Source organism: Sporolactobacillus shoreae (assembly GCF_004684935.1).
GTDB lineage: Bacteria > Bacillota > Bacilli > Bacillales > Sporolactobacillaceae > Sporolactobacillus > Sporolactobacillus shoreae.
The window spans coordinates 20,201-39,432 of the sequence record NZ_SRJD01000016.1 but is presented as its reverse complement, the minus strand read 5'-3'; the positions used below and the strand labels follow the sequence as shown (position 1 = coordinate 39,432).

Annotated in this window: 12 protein-coding genes; 8 read left to right on the top strand and 4 right to left on the bottom strand. The window is 46.5% G+C overall.

What is annotated here, in order from left to right; translation table 11 throughout:
- Positions 1 to 34: 34 nt before the first annotated feature.
- On the top strand, positions 35 to 3,277 hold the full coding sequence (locus E4665_RS12925) for an efflux RND transporter permease subunit (protein ID WP_135349218.1): 3,243 nt from the start codon (positions 35 to 37) through the stop codon (positions 3,275 to 3,277).
- An 87-nt stretch (positions 3,278 to 3,364) separates the two neighbouring features.
- Here the strand turns inward: E4665_RS12925 and E4665_RS12920 are convergent, their stop codons facing one another.
- Positions 3,365 to 3,928, bottom strand: a complete 564-nt coding sequence (locus E4665_RS12920) for a hypothetical protein (protein ID WP_135349217.1) — start codon at positions 3,926 to 3,928, stop codon at positions 3,365 to 3,367.
- A 145-nt stretch (positions 3,929 to 4,073) separates the two neighbouring features.
- Here E4665_RS12920 and E4665_RS12915 point away from each other — a divergent pair, with 145 nt between their 5' ends.
- From E4665_RS12915 to abc-f, 3 genes are all read left to right on the top strand, one after another.
- Positions 4,074 to 4,925, top strand: coding sequence for a YitT family protein (locus tag E4665_RS12915; RefSeq protein ID WP_135349216.1), 852 nt, complete (start codon positions 4,074 to 4,076; stop codon positions 4,923 to 4,925).
- A 77-nt stretch (positions 4,926 to 5,002) separates the two neighbouring features.
- Positions 5,003 to 5,122, top strand: coding sequence for an RAxF-45 family protein (locus tag E4665_RS18740; protein WP_338326010.1), 120 nt, complete (start codon positions 5,003 to 5,005; stop codon positions 5,120 to 5,122).
- A gap of 292 nt (positions 5,123 to 5,414) precedes the next feature.
- A complete protein-coding gene (gene abc-f / locus E4665_RS12910) occupies positions 5,415 to 7,013 on the top strand; it encodes a ribosomal protection-like ABC-F family protein (protein ID WP_135349215.1) in 1,599 nt (532 codons plus the stop codon).
- Between the two features lie 79 nt (positions 7,014 to 7,092).
- Here abc-f and E4665_RS12905 read toward each other — a convergent pair whose 3' ends face one another.
- A complete protein-coding gene (locus tag E4665_RS12905; protein WP_135349214.1) occupies positions 7,093 to 7,689 on the bottom strand; it encodes a lysozyme family protein in 597 nt (198 codons plus the stop codon).
- A gap of 394 nt (positions 7,690 to 8,083) precedes the next feature.
- Between E4665_RS12905 and asnB the strand changes: the two genes are divergently transcribed.
- The gene (asnB, locus tag E4665_RS12900) at positions 8,084 to 9,934 is read left to right on the top strand and encodes an asparagine synthase (glutamine-hydrolyzing) (RefSeq protein WP_135349213.1); all 1,851 of its coding nucleotides are present in this window, start codon (positions 8,084 to 8,086) and stop codon (positions 9,932 to 9,934) included.
- A gap of 299 nt (positions 9,935 to 10,233) precedes the next feature.
- Here the strand turns inward: asnB and E4665_RS12895 are convergent, their stop codons facing one another.
- Positions 10,234 to 12,141, bottom strand: coding sequence for a S53 family peptidase (locus E4665_RS12895; protein ID WP_135349212.1), 1,908 nt, complete (start codon positions 12,139 to 12,141; stop codon positions 10,234 to 10,236).
- 668 nt (positions 12,142 to 12,809) lie between these two features.
- Complete coding sequence (locus E4665_RS12890) at positions 12,810 to 14,165, bottom strand: MATE family efflux transporter (protein WP_135349211.1); 1,356 nt, start codon at positions 14,163 to 14,165, stop codon at positions 12,810 to 12,812.
- A 306-nt stretch (positions 14,166 to 14,471) separates the two neighbouring features.
- On the opposite strand from E4665_RS12890, the gene E4665_RS12885 reads away from it, so the two are divergent.
- The 3 genes from E4665_RS12885 to E4665_RS12875 all read left to right on the top strand — a co-directional run bounded on the left by E4665_RS12885 (position 14,472) and on the right by E4665_RS12875 (position 19,146).
- Entirely contained in the window at positions 14,472 to 15,431 is a 960-nt protein-coding gene (locus E4665_RS12885) for a LacI family DNA-binding transcriptional regulator (protein ID WP_135349210.1), read from the top strand.
- A gap of 216 nt (positions 15,432 to 15,647) precedes the next feature.
- Entirely contained in the window at positions 15,648 to 17,333 is a 1,686-nt protein-coding gene (locus E4665_RS12880) for a glycoside hydrolase family 13 protein (RefSeq protein WP_135349209.1), read from the top strand.
- 16 nt (positions 17,334 to 17,349) lie between these two features.
- Complete coding sequence (locus tag E4665_RS12875) at positions 17,350 to 19,146, top strand: glycoside hydrolase family 13 protein (RefSeq protein WP_135349208.1); 1,797 nt, start codon at positions 17,350 to 17,352, stop codon at positions 19,144 to 19,146.
- The last annotated feature ends 86 nt before the right edge of the window (positions 19,147 to 19,232 follow it).

Below are 19,232 nucleotides of genomic sequence, written 5' to 3'. Positions count from 1 at the left end.
GTCGTTATAAAAAACAAACAGTGGAGTGGATCAAGTGCGGAAAATTATTTCATTTTCAATGAAAAACAAGCTGGCGGTCTGGCTGCTGACACTGGTCGTGATTGTCGGCGGTATTTATGCCGGAACAAACATGAAAATGGAGACCATGCCGAATTTTACGATTCCGGTTGTCAGCGTTTCAACGCTTTATCAGGGTGCTACTCCTGATGAGGTGGACAGCGGCATCACTCAGCCGATTGAGCAGAAGGTCCAGACATTGCCTGGTGTTCAAAATGTCAGCTCAACTTCAGCGACCGGGATGTCTTCGATTGTTATTGAATACAATTACAGTCAGGACATGGATAAAGCGGTAAATGACGTCAAGCAGGCTGTCGACCAGCTGACATTGCCTGACCAGGCGCAGAAACCGAACGTCATGAGAATCAGCATGGATGCCATGCCGGTATATGCGCTGAGCGTAAGTGGGAAAAACCTCTCGCTCGCCCAGCTTAGCAACCAGGTGAAAAATGATCTGCTGCCGTCGGTGGAAGGTGTTGACGGTGTCTCCTCGGTTACAATGTCAGGACAGCAGACCGAAGATGTGCAGATTGAATTCAAAGACGCCCAGCTTAAAAAATATGGCCTTGACCAGAATACGGTAGTCAATCTAATCAAGGGTAACAACATCTCGACGCCGCTTGGACTCTACACAATCGATAAAAGCCAGAAGTCGGTCGTTGTCAGCGGCAATATCGGTTCAATATCTGATCTTAAAAAGATCAGAATTCCTGTTATGACCCAGTCAGCGGCCCAGTCTCAGGGACAGGTGGGGACCGGGGCGGGAGCATCCGGTATAGCACAGGGTTCAGGTTCAGGCCAAATGGCAGGCGGAGCGGCCGCCCAGCGGACCCAGAGTACCGGACAGAATCAGACTTCGGGAACTCTTTCACAGGTGCAGGCGATGAAGCTGCCGACTGTTCAGCTTTCAGATGTAGCCAATGTTACGCTTGAGAAAAAAGCGGAATCCATTTCAAGGACAAACGGAGAACAGTCAATCGGCCTCTCAGTGGTTAAGGGCCAGGATGCGAATACGGTTGATGTCGTCAACGGCGTCAAACAGAAAGTAGCCCAGTTCAAGAAAAGTAATCCGGGTGTCACGACTGTATCCATGTACGATCAGGGCCAACCGATCCAACAGTCCGTGGCGACGATGGTTGAAAAGGCCATTTTCGGCGCGCTCTTCGCAATGCTGGTGATCCTTCTTTTCTTAAGAAATATCCGTACCACACTGATTTCTGTTATCTCGATTCCCCTGTCTCTGCTTATTGCACTGCTCGTGCTGAAACAGATGAATGTCACGCTGAATATTATGACACTCGGAGCGATGACCATTGCCATAGGGCGCGTTGTGGATGACTCGATCGTTGTTATTGAGAATATTTACCGGCGAATGTCCCTTTCAACTGAGAAACTGAGCGGTATCGAATTGGTAAGAGAGGCCACTCATGAAATGTTCATCCCGATTATGTCATCAACGATTGTCACAATTGCGGTTTTCCTGCCCATGGCGACAGTAACCGGTATCGTCGGACAGATTTTTCTGCCGTTCGCGCTGACCATCGTATTCTCTTTGCTTGCTTCCCTGCTTGTTGCAATCACGCTTGTGCCCATGCTTGCCAACACTCTTTTTAAAAACGGGCTGAAGAAGAAAACGCGCAGCGAGGAAAATCCCGGGAAACTGGCCTTGTTCTACAGAAAAGTATTGAACGGCGCGCTGAACCATAAACTTATTGTTTTCGGTTCGGCGGTGATTATCTTTGTTGCGAGTCTTTTCTTGGTGCCACACATCGGCGCAAGCTTCCTTCCTGAAGACCAGCAGAAGGAACTGATTGTCACTTATAATCCGAATCCGGGTCAGACAGTTGATGATTCACAGAAAGTGGCGCAGAAGGCTGAGAAGTATCTTGAGTCTAATAAAAACATGACAAAAATGCAGTATTCGATCGGCGGATCGGACTCATCCGCCATGTTCCAATCATCGGACAATCAGGCACTTTTCTTCGTATCTTATAAAGACAGCACACCTAATTTCAGTAAGGTGCAGGAGGATACTCTGAAAGGACTCAATAAGCTTTCGGATCAGGGCAAATGGGCGATCCAGGACTTCGGTTCCGGGGGATCCAGCACAAATACTCTGACACTTTACGTCTATGGAAATTCAATGAAACAGCTTCAGCCAGTAGTGAACGATGTTCTCGATCTTGTAAAAAAAGATAGTAATTTTACAGAAGCAGATTCCAGTCTCTCACAATCCTATGATCAGTATACAATCACTGCAGACCAGAAAAAGCTGGGGCAATATGGCCTCACGGCGGGACAGATCGCACAGACGCTGATGGCTTCAAGCAGCATGGTGAATAACCAGGCTCTGACGACGATCAAACGAAATGGTGATGACCTGAATGTTTACTTGAAAACATCGGGAAGCTCCGGCTTGAATAATGTCGGGGATCTGACAAAGAAAACAGTTGCTTCGCCGACCGGCCAGCAGGTCAAGATCAGTGATCTGGCAACTGTCAATAAGGGGACATCGCCGCAGTCAATTACAAAGCGTGACGGTAACTTGTACGCGCAGGTGACTGCGAAGGTCACAGCCAAAAATGTATCCGGTGCGACGGCTGATCTTCAAAAGAAGATTAATAAGCTTAATCTCCCGAGCGGAGCAAGCGTGTCTTTCTCCGGAGTCACCCAGCAGATGAGTGATTCGTTCAGCCAGCTTGGCATTGCGATGCTGGCGGCAATTATCATCGTTTACTTTGTCCTTGTGGTAACATTTGGGGGCGGGTTGGCACCATTTGCTATTCTCTTCTCACTGCCGTTCGCTATCATCGGTAGTCTTGTCGCCTTGCTGATCAGCGGGGAAACGATCAGTGTTTCATCAATGATCGGTGCGCTGATGCTGATCGGTATTGTCATCACAAACGCGGTTGTGCTCATTGACCGCGTGATTCACAAAGAGAAGTCAGGAATGGATACACGGGAGGCACTGCTCGAGGCGGCCGGCACCCGAATCCGGCCCATTCTGATGACGGCGATCGCAACGATTTGCGCGCTGATCCCTCTGGCGATTGGGATGGAAGGAAGCGGCGGTCTGATCTCGAAGGGATTGGCGGTTACTGTTATCGGCGGTATCACCAGTTCAACAATCCTGACGCTGCTGATTGTCCCGATTATCTATGAGTTTTTGATGAAGCTGAAGGCAAGACTCACGAGAAAAAGGGTAAAAACCGCAGGATAAGCTGCTTCAATGAAAAACCGTTTCGAAAGGAGAGATCCTTTTTGAAACGGTTTTTTTGTTTTAGGTTGATAAAATGATTTGTTCTCTTTAACTGTTACTGGAAATTTTTGATTTCAGACGTTGATTGGATGTTTTAATTTTCTGATCCAAATCTTTCAGAGCGGCCTGAACGGCTGTTCTATCTTTGTTCGCGGCCGCCTCTTTTAATTGACGCAAAGACCGATGCAGGCCGTGTTTTATGCCCTGATGGTGGTGATGGAGCGCTTGGAGTTTTTGTTGTGCCTGAGGGATATTAAGTTTGCCTTCCTGCACCTGCTTCAGAATCTCACCGACTTTCGCGCTGTTTCCCTGATGAAGCGATGGATGTTGCTTTTCCAAAGCCTCCTTGTGTTTTCTGAATGCCAATGAATGCCGCCACTCTTTGCGCAGCTGTTCCTGTTCGGCGAAATCTTTCTCCAATTGCGCTTTCAGATCCGGCGTGGCGTATTCATTGATTGTGCGGATCAGCCATTGATTCTCAAACCCCAGGCACGGCAACTGAATCTGTTCAACTTGTTGTGCACTGTTTGTACATGTCGCCGCCTGTCCATGTGAAGCGGGCAGTAATGATAGGGCTAGTATGGGCAATACTAGAAATGTCCAGAGTTTCATAAAATATCCTCCCTTGTATCACAATAATCAAGGAATAGGATGGCTGAATTTTTATATCTTATACGGTCAGACTTGAAAAAGTTAAACCAATGCGGCAAAATAAAATAACCTATTGCTTAGAAAAGCTTTGTAAAGGAAGAATGCAATGTTTGTCTACCAGGAAGTTAAAGTACTTACAATTGTCGTTGTCGGCGCTGTTCTTAACGCGGCGGCATTGAACTTATTCTTAATTCCCGCCAGGGTATTGTCGGGAGGCGTGACCGGTATTGCTCAGTTGATATCGGCTTTGCTTGAACCGACACCGTTTCACCTTAGCACCGGTATTCTTCTCCTCCTGTTGAATATTCCTGTGGCTTATGCCGGTTGGATCAAGGTCGGACACCGGTTCACGTTTTACAGCTTGATCAGTGTCGTGGCCACCACTCTTTTTATGATGCTGATCCCAGTTCGTCCACTGACAAACGATATTCTTCTGAACGCCGTTTTCGGCGGCGTTGTGCAAGCGACCGGTGTTGGCCTGACATTGAAGTTCGGCGCGTCAACCGGAGGCATGGATATTGTGGCCATGATTTTATCGCGTGCCAAGGACAGACCGATCGGATTTTACATGTTCGCACTTAATGCGATCATCATTTTATCAGCCGGCTTCTTCTTCGGCTGGCGTCGCGCCCTCTATACGCTGCTGCAGCTCTATGTCAGCATACGGGTCATTGACGCGATCCACACGAGATATGTCAAACTGACGGCGTGGATTGTGACGGGCAAGGCAAAAGAAGTGCAGCAGGCAATCTATTCCCGGCTCAATCGGGGCATCACCAAAATACCGGCCAAAGGCGGATTTACGAATCAGGACAAAGACGTGCTGATGATTGTCATCACCCGGTACGAGCTCTATGATCTCAAACGGGTGATCACTGAAGTTGATTCCAGAGCATTTACTAACGTTGTTGAAACCACGGCGGTTTTCGGCCTGTTCAGGAAAGAGAAGTCGATCTGATTCATATATACTGATTGCTGAACAACCTGCGATCTGATAAAATATGAAGTAACTTGAGAGTGAAGGAGGTGGGTCTGTTGTCATTATTCACAGAGTGTCGCGCGAAGCTGGAGTCGTATCTCTATCTCGTCCGCGCGATTTTTGCTGTTTTTTTCGTCAAGGGATCAGTCTGCCCTTTTTTCGAAAAAACAGCATAGCTTTGTGAGATGACACAGCCCACACAGGTCAAAAAACTTTCCGGCATTTTTCAGATACGGCAGGAAGCTTTAATAAATTCAACATTGAATTGATGATTCCATGGGTTGAACGGCCTATGGATTTTTTTTGTATTTGGCTATGTTTAAATTCAATGTCGTTTTTGCCCTTCGTTGATTGGAGCGGAAGGCGCGAGACTCCTGCGGGATCAGCGAGCGCCTGGAGCGAAAAACAACAAAAAAGTTTAACAAAGCCTTGCATTTAAAAATAAACGCTAATGGAAGTGATGATCAAATGTTAGTCTGCCAGACCGATCATATCGGAAAAAATATAGCGGGAAATGAAATTCTGCACGATGTCAGTTTTTCAGTCAATGATGGCGAAAAGGTGGCTATAGTCGGGGCCAACGGGAGCGGTAAAACGACACTGTTCAATGTGATCACAAGGATTGAAACACCCGATCGTGGGACAGTCGCGGTAAAAAAAGGAGTGACAGTGGGTTATCTCAGACAACTCCCCGAAGGTGGTAACCGGACGGTCCATCAGGTACTGGAGAACGCGTTTAAAGAAACAAAAAAAATGGAACAAAAAATGCGGGATTTGGAAGCTTCTTTTTCAACAGTGCCTGCCGGGAAACTGGAAAAACTGCTGGCGGATTATGCCGGGCTTCAGGAAAAGTTCCAGCAGGACGGTGGGTACGACATGGACTATCGCGTCAATCAGGTCGCAGATGGGCTCGGTATTACTCCGCTAATGGACCAGGTCTTTACTTCCTTAAGCGGGGGCGAGAAAACGAAAGTAGGGCTGGGGTTCCAGCTTCTGACCGCGCCGGATCTGCTGCTCCTCGATGAGCCGACAAACCACCTGGATATTCTCGCGCTGCAATGGCTAGAGCAGTTTATCAGGCAGTATAAGGGGACCGTTCTGCTCGTTTCCCATGATCGTTTCTTTCTGGACAGGACTATCGATAAAGTCCTGGATCTTGAGGATGGAGAGATCACGGTTTATCAGGGAAACTACTCCGTATTCGTCAAAGAAAAACAGGAACGGCTGCTACTTGCATTTGCCGCATATGAAGATCAGCAGAAAAAGATAAAAAAAATGAAGGAAACGATCAAGAGACTGAAAGAATGGGCGAATCAGGCGGTACCACCCAATGCGGGCCTTCACCGGCGGGCGAAAAGCATGGAAAAGGCGCTCGACCGGATTGAACGTCTGAAACGTCCGAAGATGGAGGCAGATAAAATGGCACTTGATTTTGGCGGAAGCCGGCGTACCGGAGATCGCGTGCTGAGCTGCAAAGATCTGTCCGTAAGCTTTGACGGGCGGAGCGTCTTCAGTGATGTTGATCTGGAACTTCGCTATAGAGACCGCCTCGCGATTATCGGCCCGAACGGATCAGGGAAGACAACACTGCTTAGATGCCTTTTGGGCAGAATAGAACCGCAAAGTGGAGAAATCCGGCATGGGACGAATCTGAATATCGGGATTCTCTCACAGCATGTATTTGAAAATCCGGAAGATCAGAGTAGGCGGGTCATAGACGTTTTCAGGGAGCACGCCCGCCTGACCGAGGGTGAAGCGCGACATGAACTGGCAAACTTCCTTTTTTATGGATCGGATGTCTTTAAAAAAATTGGAACACTGAGTGGGGGCGAACGCGTTCGAATCAGGCTGGCCGACCTGATGATGAAAAAAATCAACGTGCTGATTCTTGATGAACCGACCAACCATCTGGACATTGAGTCCCGAGAAGTGCTTGAGGAGGCAGTGCGGCATTTCAAAGGAACCGTTCTTGCCGTCAGCCATGACCGTTATTTCCTGAAAAAGTGTTTCAATCAGATCTACTGGCTGCAAAACGGCCAATTGTTGCGATACAGCGAAAATCTATGAAATGAATGTATGATAAACAACAGGCGGATTTCTCTGCAGAGCAGCGAAATCCGCCTGTTATTACGAAGTGGCTGGTTGTTCAGTTCTGTTTTTTAGCTAATTTCTGTTTTAACTTTTCATTGTTATAGTAGCGCATCACATGGCTTACATAGTTCGAATCCCCATAAGTTTTCCAGCCCAGTTCGCGGGCTTTCAGCCGGGAAAATTGTTGGGCGAGTTCCGGGGAAAACCTGCCGCCGTGCCGCGCAACATAATTGGAAAAACCGGCACCGAAGTTATAGCTCTGCAAGGCAATGGCGATATTCCCCTTTGATTTTTTAAGGGTTTTACTAAAATATCGGGCTCCCGCTTCGATGCTCTTTTCCGGGCTTCGGATTGTATTTTTAGGAAGACCTCGGCTTTCTGAAGATTGCATGATATCCGGAAGCTTGCCCTTTGATTCCTGCATGGCGATGGCCATAAGAAGATCGGTGTCATTCCCCATTCCGTTCGCTTCTGCGTATTTTTGGAAAATCGGACGATATTTTTCCACGTCCTGGCTGATGACCCGATTATCGTTCAGAAAAGGTACATGATCCGCCTGAGGGCTGTACATACTGGAAATAACAAAAAGGATCAAATAGGAAAAACCAATCAAAGCAAGCAGAGAGCATACAACGGTGATAATTTTTTTCATGATTCCATCCTCTGCTTTTTAATCTTTATAACTAAAAGATTCACTGGCAATCGTCTTTTTCGGTCCGTCTGTTTCAAAACAGACACGCCAAAAAGTGGATTAGAGTGACAAGGCCTCTGTTAAACGTGCCTGCTCTTTTTCGCTCCATACGCTCACTTTCCGCAGAAGTCTCACACCTTCCACTCAATCAACAAAGGAGCAAAACTAACATTGAGCTTTAACAGAAATTTTCGCAACAGAAAAGAAAATTCGGTGAACTCAATCTGTACCCTATTTTTGCGATACCACTTTTGGAGAGATAATAGCCGCTCACAGGCTTCTTTCACGCGCCCAGGATCTCTGCATAAGATGGGGAGTAGTGCAACCGGAATGATGATAAGAAGGGATGACATACATGTGCGGAATCACAGGCTGGATTGACTGGCGCAGAGATCTGCGGAACGAAGAAGAAACAATTGAAAAAATGGCTCGGACGATGGAACATCGCGGTCCGGATGATTTAAATACCTGGCTTTCGGATCATGCGGCACTCGGCCATGCCCGTCTGGTAGTGGTAGACCCGGCGGGTGGCCGTCAGCCAATGAAAAAAACAGTACGGGACAATGATTATGTTCTGGTCTATAACGGTGAACTCTACAATACGGAAGACATTCGGACAGATCTGCTGAAAGCAGGATATACATTTAAGGGGCATTCGGATACGGAGGTACTTCTGACCGCTTATATCGAATGGAAAGAAGAATGCCTCAGGCACTTTAATGGTATTTTCGCATTCGCTATTTGGGATCAGAAGGAAAAAACACTGTTTGCTGCTCGCGACCGGCTGGGCGTCAAACCATTTTTCTACAGTGAAGAGGGGGGACGCTTGCTGTTCGGATCGGAGTTGAAGGCGATTCTCGCTCATCCGGATGTCAGGGCATCCATTGACCGCGAAGGATTGTCAGAAGTCTTCGGGCTCGGGCCGTCGAAGACACCGGGTCATGGTATTTATCGGGGTATCAGAGACCTCAGGCCCGCTCACGCTTTTAAGTACACGAAAGACGGACTTAATATCTGGCGCTACTGGAATGTGAAAAGCGCGGTTCACACGGACAGTCTCCCGGATACAGTTGCCCATATACGTGATCTTCTGAAAGATGCGGTCGAACGCCAGCTCTATGCGGATGTACCGGTGACAACATTCCTTTCCGGGGGGCTCGATTCAAGCGGTATCTCTGCAATCGCATCTGAATACTTTAAAAAAACGGGTAGGCCGCCGCTTCATACTTATTCCATTGACTACAAAGGTAATGATCAGTATTTCCACACCAGCAAATTTCAACCGAACAGCGACGGGCCCTTTATCGAAGAAGTTTCAAATTATCTAGGGACCGTTCATCATAACCTGGTTATCGATAATGAACAGCTCGTTGATTATCTGAAAAAAGCGATTGTGGTCCGGGATATGCCGGGATACGCCGACGTTGACTCTTCCCTGCTCTGGTTTTGCGAGGGCATCCGGAAAGACTATACAGTGGCGCTTTCCGGAGAATGTGCGGACGAAATTTTCGGGGGATACCCTTGGTTCCACAGCCCTGAGACCTCGGCGAAGGAGGGCTTTCCGTGGATGCGGTCAACTGAGGCAAGACAAGAATTGCTTAATGACAAATGGGGCAGCCGCCTGAACCTGAAGGAATATGCGCTTAGGCGTTTCAATGAGACAGTTGCCGAAACACCAAGACTCGAAAGTGAATCCGCGGTCGATGCGAAAAGACGGGAACTGTTTTATCTGAATATGAACTGGTTTATGACCGCATTATTGGATCGCAAGGACCGGATGAGCATGGGGGCAAGCCTTGAAGTACGGGTCCCATTCGCCGATCACCGGATTGTCCAGTATCTGTGGAACGTGCCATGGGAAATGAAAATGCTCGGCGGGCGGGAAAAAGGCATTTTGAGGGCTGCGCTGGAAGGGTATCTTCCCTATGATGTACTTTACCGGAAGAAAAGCCCGTACCCAAAAACCTATCATCCGAATTATACGGCCGCTGTTTCTTCCTGGTTGCAGAAGGTGATTGACAAACCAAGTTCGCCGCTGCTTGAATTTACTGATAAATCTAAGGTACAGTCAATCATCGATTCTCAGGGCACTTCATTTAAAGTGCCCTGGTTCGGCCAACTCATGAGCGGTCCTCAGCTGATTGCCCACTTGGCGATGATTAACGAGTGGCTTGAAACGTACAATGTCGATATTGTGGAAAATTAAGAAAAACCGGGCAAAAATCGCCCAGTCCTAAAAACCCGTGATACGCATTGTTTTGCCTTCTTTCGGCGACGCTTCGGCTCTTCGCTTGCCGCGGGCGATCCGTGAGCTTCCTCGCTCGGTTCCCTCACTGTGGAGTCTCACTTGGCTCGCTGTCCCGCAGGCGTCTCGCACCTCCGCGTCTGAGTCCGAATGTATATTCGACAGATTGAATCCATCGATCATTTTATACTTTCTTGTCTTTTAAAAAAAGAACGATCCGGCATTTTCAACCGGATCGTTCTTTTTTTCTAAGAATCTGATTATCTATTGCTGAACGCCTGATCCAATTTCGTAAAATCAATGGTTCCAAGACCAGTGCTCTGGTTATAAATGGTTCCTGGTGTTCCGGTGAAGAACAGGTTGTCATTGTCGCTTCCTGCGCTATTCAGCGGATGGAACGGAGAATTGTATCCTTTGGCAAAACGATAGATCTGATCGTTCCAGAAACCGATCGGAGCTTCCCGGTCGCTGTTCATCAGAGCCGTTAGACCGGCCAGCTGAGGTGAGACAACACTCGTGCCGCCGAAAGTCACATATCCGGCATTTGTTCCCGGTTCACCAGGATCCGATAGGTAAACTTTGTATCCGGTATACGGGTCCGCATTCAGAGAAACATCCGGCAGATTGCGGCCTGTTCCGGATCCCGTGACAAGTTGCGGAGTTGCCGGTCTCGTAACAGAACTGAAATCAGAACTTGGCTGCCATTGTTCGACCGCGGTGAAACGGTTGACCCCGGATACACCTTTCTGAAAATCAGGTGTCTTGAAAATCGTGCTGAAACCTCCGCCTCCGCCAACAAAGTAATAATTTAACCAGCCGTCCGGATTATTCAGACCGAGTGAGTCAAAGTATGGGTAGAGATAATCCCACCCCCAGGCCCGTTCTTTGGTGACATCAATGTTAACTCCTGTTCTTGTGGTGTAAGACCAAGGCAGGGTTGTGCCGCCGGCAGCCGTGATATAAGGGCTGTCCGCAGGGTTATCAACAGCTAGATTATATGTGCCTGTATCTCGCGTTGCATCATAAGCTCCAGCATCACCTGCTGAAGCAAACATGGAGATACCCTGGGAGGCTGCCTGCTCAAATAATTGATTGAAAACCTGTGCATAAGCCGGATCTTCAATTTGCTGCTGAACGCCGGCAGCGATCGCCGTTTCGCTCAGGCCCCAGCTGACAGAAATCTGTGACGCTTCGTTTTCATTAATTGCTGATGCAAAGGCATCGACAAAACCTGGATCCGTATTTGGCCCGACATAAACATTAATGTCGGCCTGAGGGGCGAGGGCACCCGACTGTTCAACATCCAGTGAAGTTTCTTCATAGCCGTTGTAATCGGAGCCGCCGTCTATTGGCTTGACATTAATTCTGCCCGGTTTTGTGGTAATTCCTTCCTCTTTCCAGAATTCATAGGCATCTTCAGGATTGAAATTGGCCAATGTGACAATGTCGATCGTCTGGCCCTTGCCTGTGTATCCTTTGTCATAAAGCGGCCCGACATTGTACTGTTTAATTAAGTCGGCGGGATCCAGATTAAGGGGACCCGTTCCTGCGTTAGAAGTCAGTTTCATTGGCTGTTTGACAGCGTTCGGGGTCAGGCTTGAATAATCGCTTAATCCAAGAATAGCGAGAACGTGCCTGGCAATGTAGCGCGGGGCTTTCGGACCTTTTTTGGTTGCGTGGAATGTTTTTCCCTTATATTTGGCTTTCTGCACGTTGACACTCAAAGCTTTGTTAAAATCACCGACAGTGCCTGTTGCCGTTACAACTAAATTGTCAGGGTAAACTTTCGAATCAATCTGGTAATTTTTCAGATATTCGGTTAGGTCCTTCACAGATTGAGAGGACGCGCCAAATGAATCCCTGAATTGTTTGACAGTGAGATATTTATGGTAGTTTTTGCTGCCCGGATCTACAGTCTGGTCAATATATTTCTGAAGCTGTACCTCATTTGAGGCTTTTAAAATGATATCAACCGTGATCGATGTGCTATCCGGTAAATCGCCGAAGTAGCTTGCATTGTCAAGAATGGCGCTGCCAGTGCCCTGAGAGATTGGATCCAGAGTCGAGTCATTGCCCGTAGAAGGAGTTGCGGCGATGGCGGGAACGGATGCGAAGATCAGGAATAACGACAAAATGACTGCTGACACATGTTTCAGATGTTTTTGCAATTCTAGCAATCCCCTCTCCTGTTTGATTACCTCTTTCTTTCAGTCATTTCAGAAAAAAATCACCTTCTTTTTTTGACAAATGACTATAAAATAAAACTATTAAAAACATTATTAATCATACAACCATCAAAACCAATCTGTTAAGTAATGAGAATTCGAAAATTCTGAAAGAAAACGTATTAAATGGGTAATTATTCCTTGTAAAAAATAGGAATAATTACCCTGTATTTTTACAATTGATTCATTTTATTCCTTGAAAAGAAACGAATAGGTAAAATAATAGGGAAAAAAGAATGATGAAATTGAATGACACTAATTATTTAGTATAAAAGTCACTTTTTTACACGTTAAGCAAGTACAAATTTTATGCAACTGCATGAGGCAAAAATACGATGGGTCGTTATGATCAAAAGGGATGGGAACGGCGTAATAGTTGAGTAGTAAAGAACGAGTCGCAACGAATCACGGTAAATTTGCACTGAAATTTTAATCAATCCACTGAATCAAGATGAAATGGAACCGGGAGTTTGAAATTTTTGCAGTTTAAGATAAATCCCGCCTTGAATACTGCTAATGAAACGACTTACCAGCCGAATTCGAGATTTTACCAGCCAGCAATTAAACCGATCGCGTGCTTCACCAGATGGTCGTTTAATAAAAGGATCCGCTCAGCCTTGAATACTCATTTCCTGAAACTTTTTCCAAGGTCTGGAATGCCATCTTCTCAATGCGAAAAGTGCTCGGAACCATTCATCTGCCCCTTGTGCGATCCATACACCGGACAGGCCGAGTCCATAATAAACGCCGAATAAATAACTGAACCCTGTGGCGATTGTCCACATGGATACAATGCCGATAAGTACTGGGAAACGGACGTCGCCGGCGGATTTCAGCGACCCCATCAGAACGATGTTAATTGCTCTGCCCGGTTCGGAGAGGACATTAATCCACAGCGTTGGGAGCCCAACAACAAAAATCGTGGAAGAAGCCGTGAAAAGTCCTAAAATAGGTCCCCCGAAGGTTGCGATGGCCAGGGAGGCAAGACTGGATACACATGTTGCGATTTTTACCGTCCGCATTCCTCTCTGATAAGCGCGTTCCCACTGCGATCCGCCAATATAGCGCCCGATTAACAGCTGAGTCCCTTGCGCAATAGCCACAGTAAAAAGAAAGCAGAGCATGGTGATATTCAATAGATAAACCCGGGCAGCAAGAGCGGCCGTACCAATCATGACGACAACAGCCGTGATGATCAGCTGTGAGAGTTGATAGGACAGGCCTTCCCCCGCTGAAGGAATTCCGATTGAAAGCAGAGCGTGGATATCATTTTTTCGACCTTTATACAAATCTTTCAGACTGAATTTTAATTTCAGCCTGAGCCGGATAAAAACAACGAGGGCACAAGTCGCAAAAATTCGCGCGGCGAACATGGCCCAGGCAACTCCGTGAACTCCGGTAACGGGGAGGCCGAATATACCTGAGGTAGCGAGGATATTTCCGGAAACACTGATCATATCCATGAGAATAGTAACAATCATCGCATCTTTTGTGAACCCGTGACTACGCAGAATGGCGCTCAAAGCAAGAGTTAGGGATTCGAGAAAAAGAGATGCTCCGCAGATTTGAATAAACACGAGACCGTCAAAAAAAATCTGTCCATGTATGTTGAATAAAAGCAGGAATTGTTTTCCAAGAAAGAGAACTATAGCAGAGATGATCAGGCCGAACCAAAAATTCAAAAATAAAACGGAATGCGCGATTTGCTCCGCACGTTTATCATTCCTTGCGCCGAGTTTCTGGCTGATCAAGATCGTAGCGCCAATTGAAGTAACGTTGAAAACAAGAATAAAAAGATTGATGATCTGATTGGCGACCCCTACTCCTGCAGCCGCGGAATCCGAGTAACGGCCGAGCATCAGGGTTGCAATAATGCCCATTGACATATGAAGTCCGGTTTCGATAAAGATCGGCCATGTCAGGGTGAAAAGTGTCAGTTCCTGAGATGAAACGGATTTTGTCTTCAATAAAGGTCTGCTCTGATCCCGATCCCTGTGCAAATGTATCTCTTTTATTTGTGATCAGGGTCAGAGGGCAGACTTTTCACCTCACTTTTAACTGAATCATTCTTTTTTTGGAACCGTTTACAAAAATTCTAACTTCATGCATTTTACTTCAGCCATAGAATAAAAACAATGGTTATGAACTGTTCCGGACGGTTAGAAATTCAAAAGTATTACACGATGTGAATCTTTTACGCTCAGACAAGGTAAGAGGAACAAGTCGGATAACATCTGTGCAGAAAAATATCTGTGCCCGGAGGAGGGAAATTGATGGCCACATTGTCCGATGTTGCCAGAAAAGCGGTTGTTTCAAAAATGACAGTCTCCCGGGTCATTAATCATCCGGATAAGGTATCGGATGAGTTAAGGAATCTTGTCTATGCAGCAATGGAGGAACTGAATTATGTCCCTAACTTTGCTGCCCGCGCTTTGGTGCAAAACAAAACGCAAGTGATCAAATTGCTGATTCTTGAAGAAATGGATACCACTGAGCCCTACTATATGAATTTACTGTCGGGAATAGCCATTGAACTGGATAAACACCATTACGCGCTTCAGCTCGTGACGCGAAACTCGCACACGGTCGGGTCCTGTGACGGACTGATCGTGACGGGTATGCGCGGGGAAGACTATGAGGCGATCATTGACAAATTAGAGCGGCCAGTCGTTTTGTTCGGCCAGAATACAAGAGGCTATGACTTCGTTGATGTGGATAATGAAAACGGGATCCGAATGGCCACGCGGCACGTCATTGATCTTGGTTTTGAAAAGATCCTCTTTTTCGGTATCGATCTGAATGAACCATTTATGTATACCAGAGTCAAAGGATATAAGAAAACAATGTGTCTCCATTATTTGCCGGAGCACCTTTTCTTCATGAAAAACAGTTCGCATGCCGCCCAGGAAATAATGGGACGACAACTGGCGGACAACCGAGAGAGGGTGGCAGTGGTCTGTGCTTCTGACAGGTTGGCATTAGGTGTTGTCCGTGCAGCACAGTCATATGGCTTGCGGATTCCGGAGGATGTTGCCGTGACGGGATTCGACGGGGTATTTCTCGACCGGATTTGCAGTCCCAAATTGACGACACTAAGGCAGCCGGTGATTGAAATGGGGCAGGAATGCGCCCGGATGCTGCTCAAAAAAATTGATCTGGACGGTGGGAGACTGGGAAGTCACATTTTTCAGCCGGAACTGATCATCCGGGCTTCCACAAAACGGACAAATTGAAATGAACCCGGCAGACCTGACAATCGGCATGCCTGTTTCTTTTTTGGGGCACTGTTTCATTTCAATGATGATTTTGTCACTCCGGTGATTGGAGCGAAAGATAACAGACACGTTTTAGCAAAGCTTTTTTTAATCTGTTACCGTTAACAGCGCTAAAGACAATTGTTTCCCAAATCACTGCATGCTAATTTTAACTAGTGAAGGGAGGAGGAAAGAATGGATATCCCGTGGTGGCATCAGGCGATTGTCTATCAAATCTATCCGAAAAGTTTTAAGGATACCAATTCAGACGGAGAAGGAGACATTCAGGGTATTATTGAAAAACTGGACTATTTACAGTCTCTTGGTGTCAATGTTCTGTGGCTGAATCCTGTTTTCAAATCACCACAGGTGGATAACGGTTATGATGTCAGCGATTACTATTCGATTGATCCCCGATTCGGGAATATGCGGACGATCGAAAAATTGATTTCAGAAGCAAAAAAACGCGGACTTAGGATCATTCTGGATCTGGTTCTTAATCATACATCCGATCAGCACCACTGGTTCCTCGAAGCGCGAAAAAGCAGGGATAATCCTTTCAGAAATTTCTATATCTGGCGTGATGGACAGGACGGAAAAGAACCCAATAACTGGGCCTCTTTTTTCGGAGGCAGTGCCTGGTCTTGCGATGCCGTCACAGGACAGTATTATTTTCATTTGTTTGATAAAAGGATGCCCGACCTGAATTGGGAAAATCCTGAGGTTCGAAAACGAATTTATGCGGTAGCGAAGTTCTGGAGGGATAAAGGCATCGATGGTTTCAGGCTGGACGCGGTCATTCATCTTGCCAAGGATACACGTTTTTCAGATTTTTATCGATCTGACGATGCAGACTTTGTGATTGCTGAACCCCTTTACGCAAACCTGCCCCGGGTACATGATTTTATTCATGAGTTTCATCGCGAGCTGAAGGGTGATCATCCTGACTTTCTACTGATCGGTGAAGCCGCTTCGGCGGATATGGCGCTTGCGCGGACTTATTCGGATCCATCGCGCAAGGAGTGCGACTGCGTTATTTCTTTCAGACATCTGGATACGGAAATCATCCATAAAGATCCGAGACTTCCGGACGGTTGGCAGCCTGAAAAATTAAACTTCCGTACATTTAAAAAAACGATGCAGGAGTGGCAGAGGAATCTATACGGGCACGGCTGGATGGCGATCTACTGGAACAATCATGATATGCCCCGGCTCCTGTCCCGGTTTGGCACTGAAGGAAGATACCGTGTGGCATGTGCGAAAATGATGGCGACGCTGATGTACCTTCAGTGGGGGATGCCCTTCATTTTTCAGGGAGAAGAAATGGGCATGATTAATCTGAAAATGCCCCATATTGAGGACTATGCTGAGCCTGGACTTGAAGCTTTTAAGGATCAGGCGCTGAAACTCGGCTACAGCAGGAACAAGATTCTGAAAATGGTGCAGGCGCGATCAAAAAATACATCGCGGGGTTCCATGCAATGGGATGACGGGAAATTCGGCGGTTTTTCCGATATGCGGCCATGGCTCGGAATTAATGAAGAATATAAAACAGTTAATGCTGCCGAACAAGAGAAGGACCCTGATTCAGTCCTTAACTACTACAAGGCACTTTTTAGCCTGCGGAAACGCGAAACGGTTTTTACCGAAGGATCCTGTGAATTGATTGATCTGAAAAACGATGCCCTTTATAGTTATCAGCGAAAACATAATGGTGAATCGGCAATGGTCATTTGCAATTTTACGGATCTGCCCAGATCGTTTCTATACGAGGGGATATCTTCGTGGACTCTGCTGCTGGATAACCTTGGGAATCGTGATATGCCAGGTGACACAATTTCTCTTGCTCCTTACGAAAGTCTGGTTTTGAAAAAAAGATAGATTTGGAGGAATAACGATGGAAAAAGCAGCTATTTATCATCAGCCCTGCAGCGCGTACGCCTACCCTTATGATAAAGATACTCTGCACCTTAGAATTCGGACAAAAAAGGATGACATTCTTTCAGTCTCAGTTATTTACGGGGATCCGTTTGAATCAGTCAAGAATGGGAACGGGGAATACAAGTGGGTCAGCTCAGAAAATAAAATGGTCAAAATCATACAGACCAGTCTGCATGATTACTGGTTTATTGAAATCAGGCCGCCTTTTCACCGCTTGCAATACGGGTTTATTCTGAAGGGTTTAAATGGAGAGACCGCCTTCTATGGAGACCGCGGATTTTTTTCAGCGGAAAAAGGCGCCTATGATACACCGGAGAATTATTTTAAATTTCCATTCATTCATGACGTTGATCGTTTCAAAGCGCCGGACTGGGTCAAATCAACCGTCTGGTATCAAATTTTTCCGGAGCGTTTTGCGAATGGCGACCCGCCCATTTCACCTGATCACGTGCTGCCGTGGGGAAGCAAGGATCCGGGCCGGGATGATTTTTTTGGCGGAGACCTTCAGGGTATCATCGATCATCTTGACTATCTTCAGGATCTGGGCATTGGCGGAATCTATCTGAACCCGATTTTTGCCGCTCCGACAAACCATAAATATGATACTTTGGACTATTTCTCCATTGATCCACACTTCGGAGATAAGGAAACGTTTCGGAAACTTGTACAGGAATCCCACAAAAGAGGAATCCGGATCATGCTTGATGCGGTATTTAATCATATCGGTAGTCAGTCGGCGCAATGGCAGGATGTGGTGAAAAACGGGAAAAATTCCGCTTACAAAGACTGGTTCCATATCCGTTCCTATCCCGTATCAGAGGGAAAAAACGGTAATTTTGAAGGGAAAACAACGCTTTCTTATGATACCTTCGCCTTCACACCGAAGATGCCGAAGCTGAATACGGCAAATCCAGAGGTTCAAAAATATCTGCTCGACATTGCGACATACTGGATCAGAGAATTTGATATCGACGGCTGGCGCCTGGATGTCGCTAATGAAGTGGATCATGCCTTCTGGAGAAAGTTCCATACAGCCGTCCTTGCGGAGAAGCAGGACGTATATATTGTCGGGGAGATCTGGCACAACGCCTGGAACTGGCTCCGGGGCGACGAATTTCACAGCGTCATGAATTATCCATTGACGCAATCGATTATCGACTACTTTATCGAAGATCATATTTCGGCTGCTCAGGCTGTCAGTGCCCTGAACGAGCACCTGATGAACGAGCCGCAGCCAGTGAATGAAGTCTCTTTCAATTTACTCGACAGCCACGATACTGCACGAATTCTGACAAAGGCGAAGGGTGATAAGCAGAAAGTAAAACAGGCGCTTTTATTTCTCTTTTCGTGGACAGGATCGCCGTGTGTTTATTATGGAACAGAAATTGGTATGGACGGAGGAAATGATCCGCTGTGCCGTAAGTGTATGATCTGGGACGAGAAAGGTCAGGATCAGGATATGCTGGCGTTCACGAGGAAGCTTATTGGCCTGAGAAAAAAATTTCAACTTGTTCTCACATATGGCAGCGTTGACTGGCCGATCGTGGACGATCAGAAGAACACATTGTGCCTTCGTAAAACCTATGAGGGAAAAGCCTTGATTTTTATCTTCAATCACAGCAGCAAAGTGCAGCACGTCACATTGAGTGATTACAAGATATCTTTTGTTAACGTCTGGACAGGAGAAAGCTTTACTTCAGGCACTGTTTCTGTATCTTCGATGCAATTCATCGTACTCGAAACGGATCTATGACAGTTAAAATTGTGTTATCGGTAACAGACATAAAACAATTGTAAACGGTTACAAAACGATTTTATAATATTTTTGTAAGGATAAAA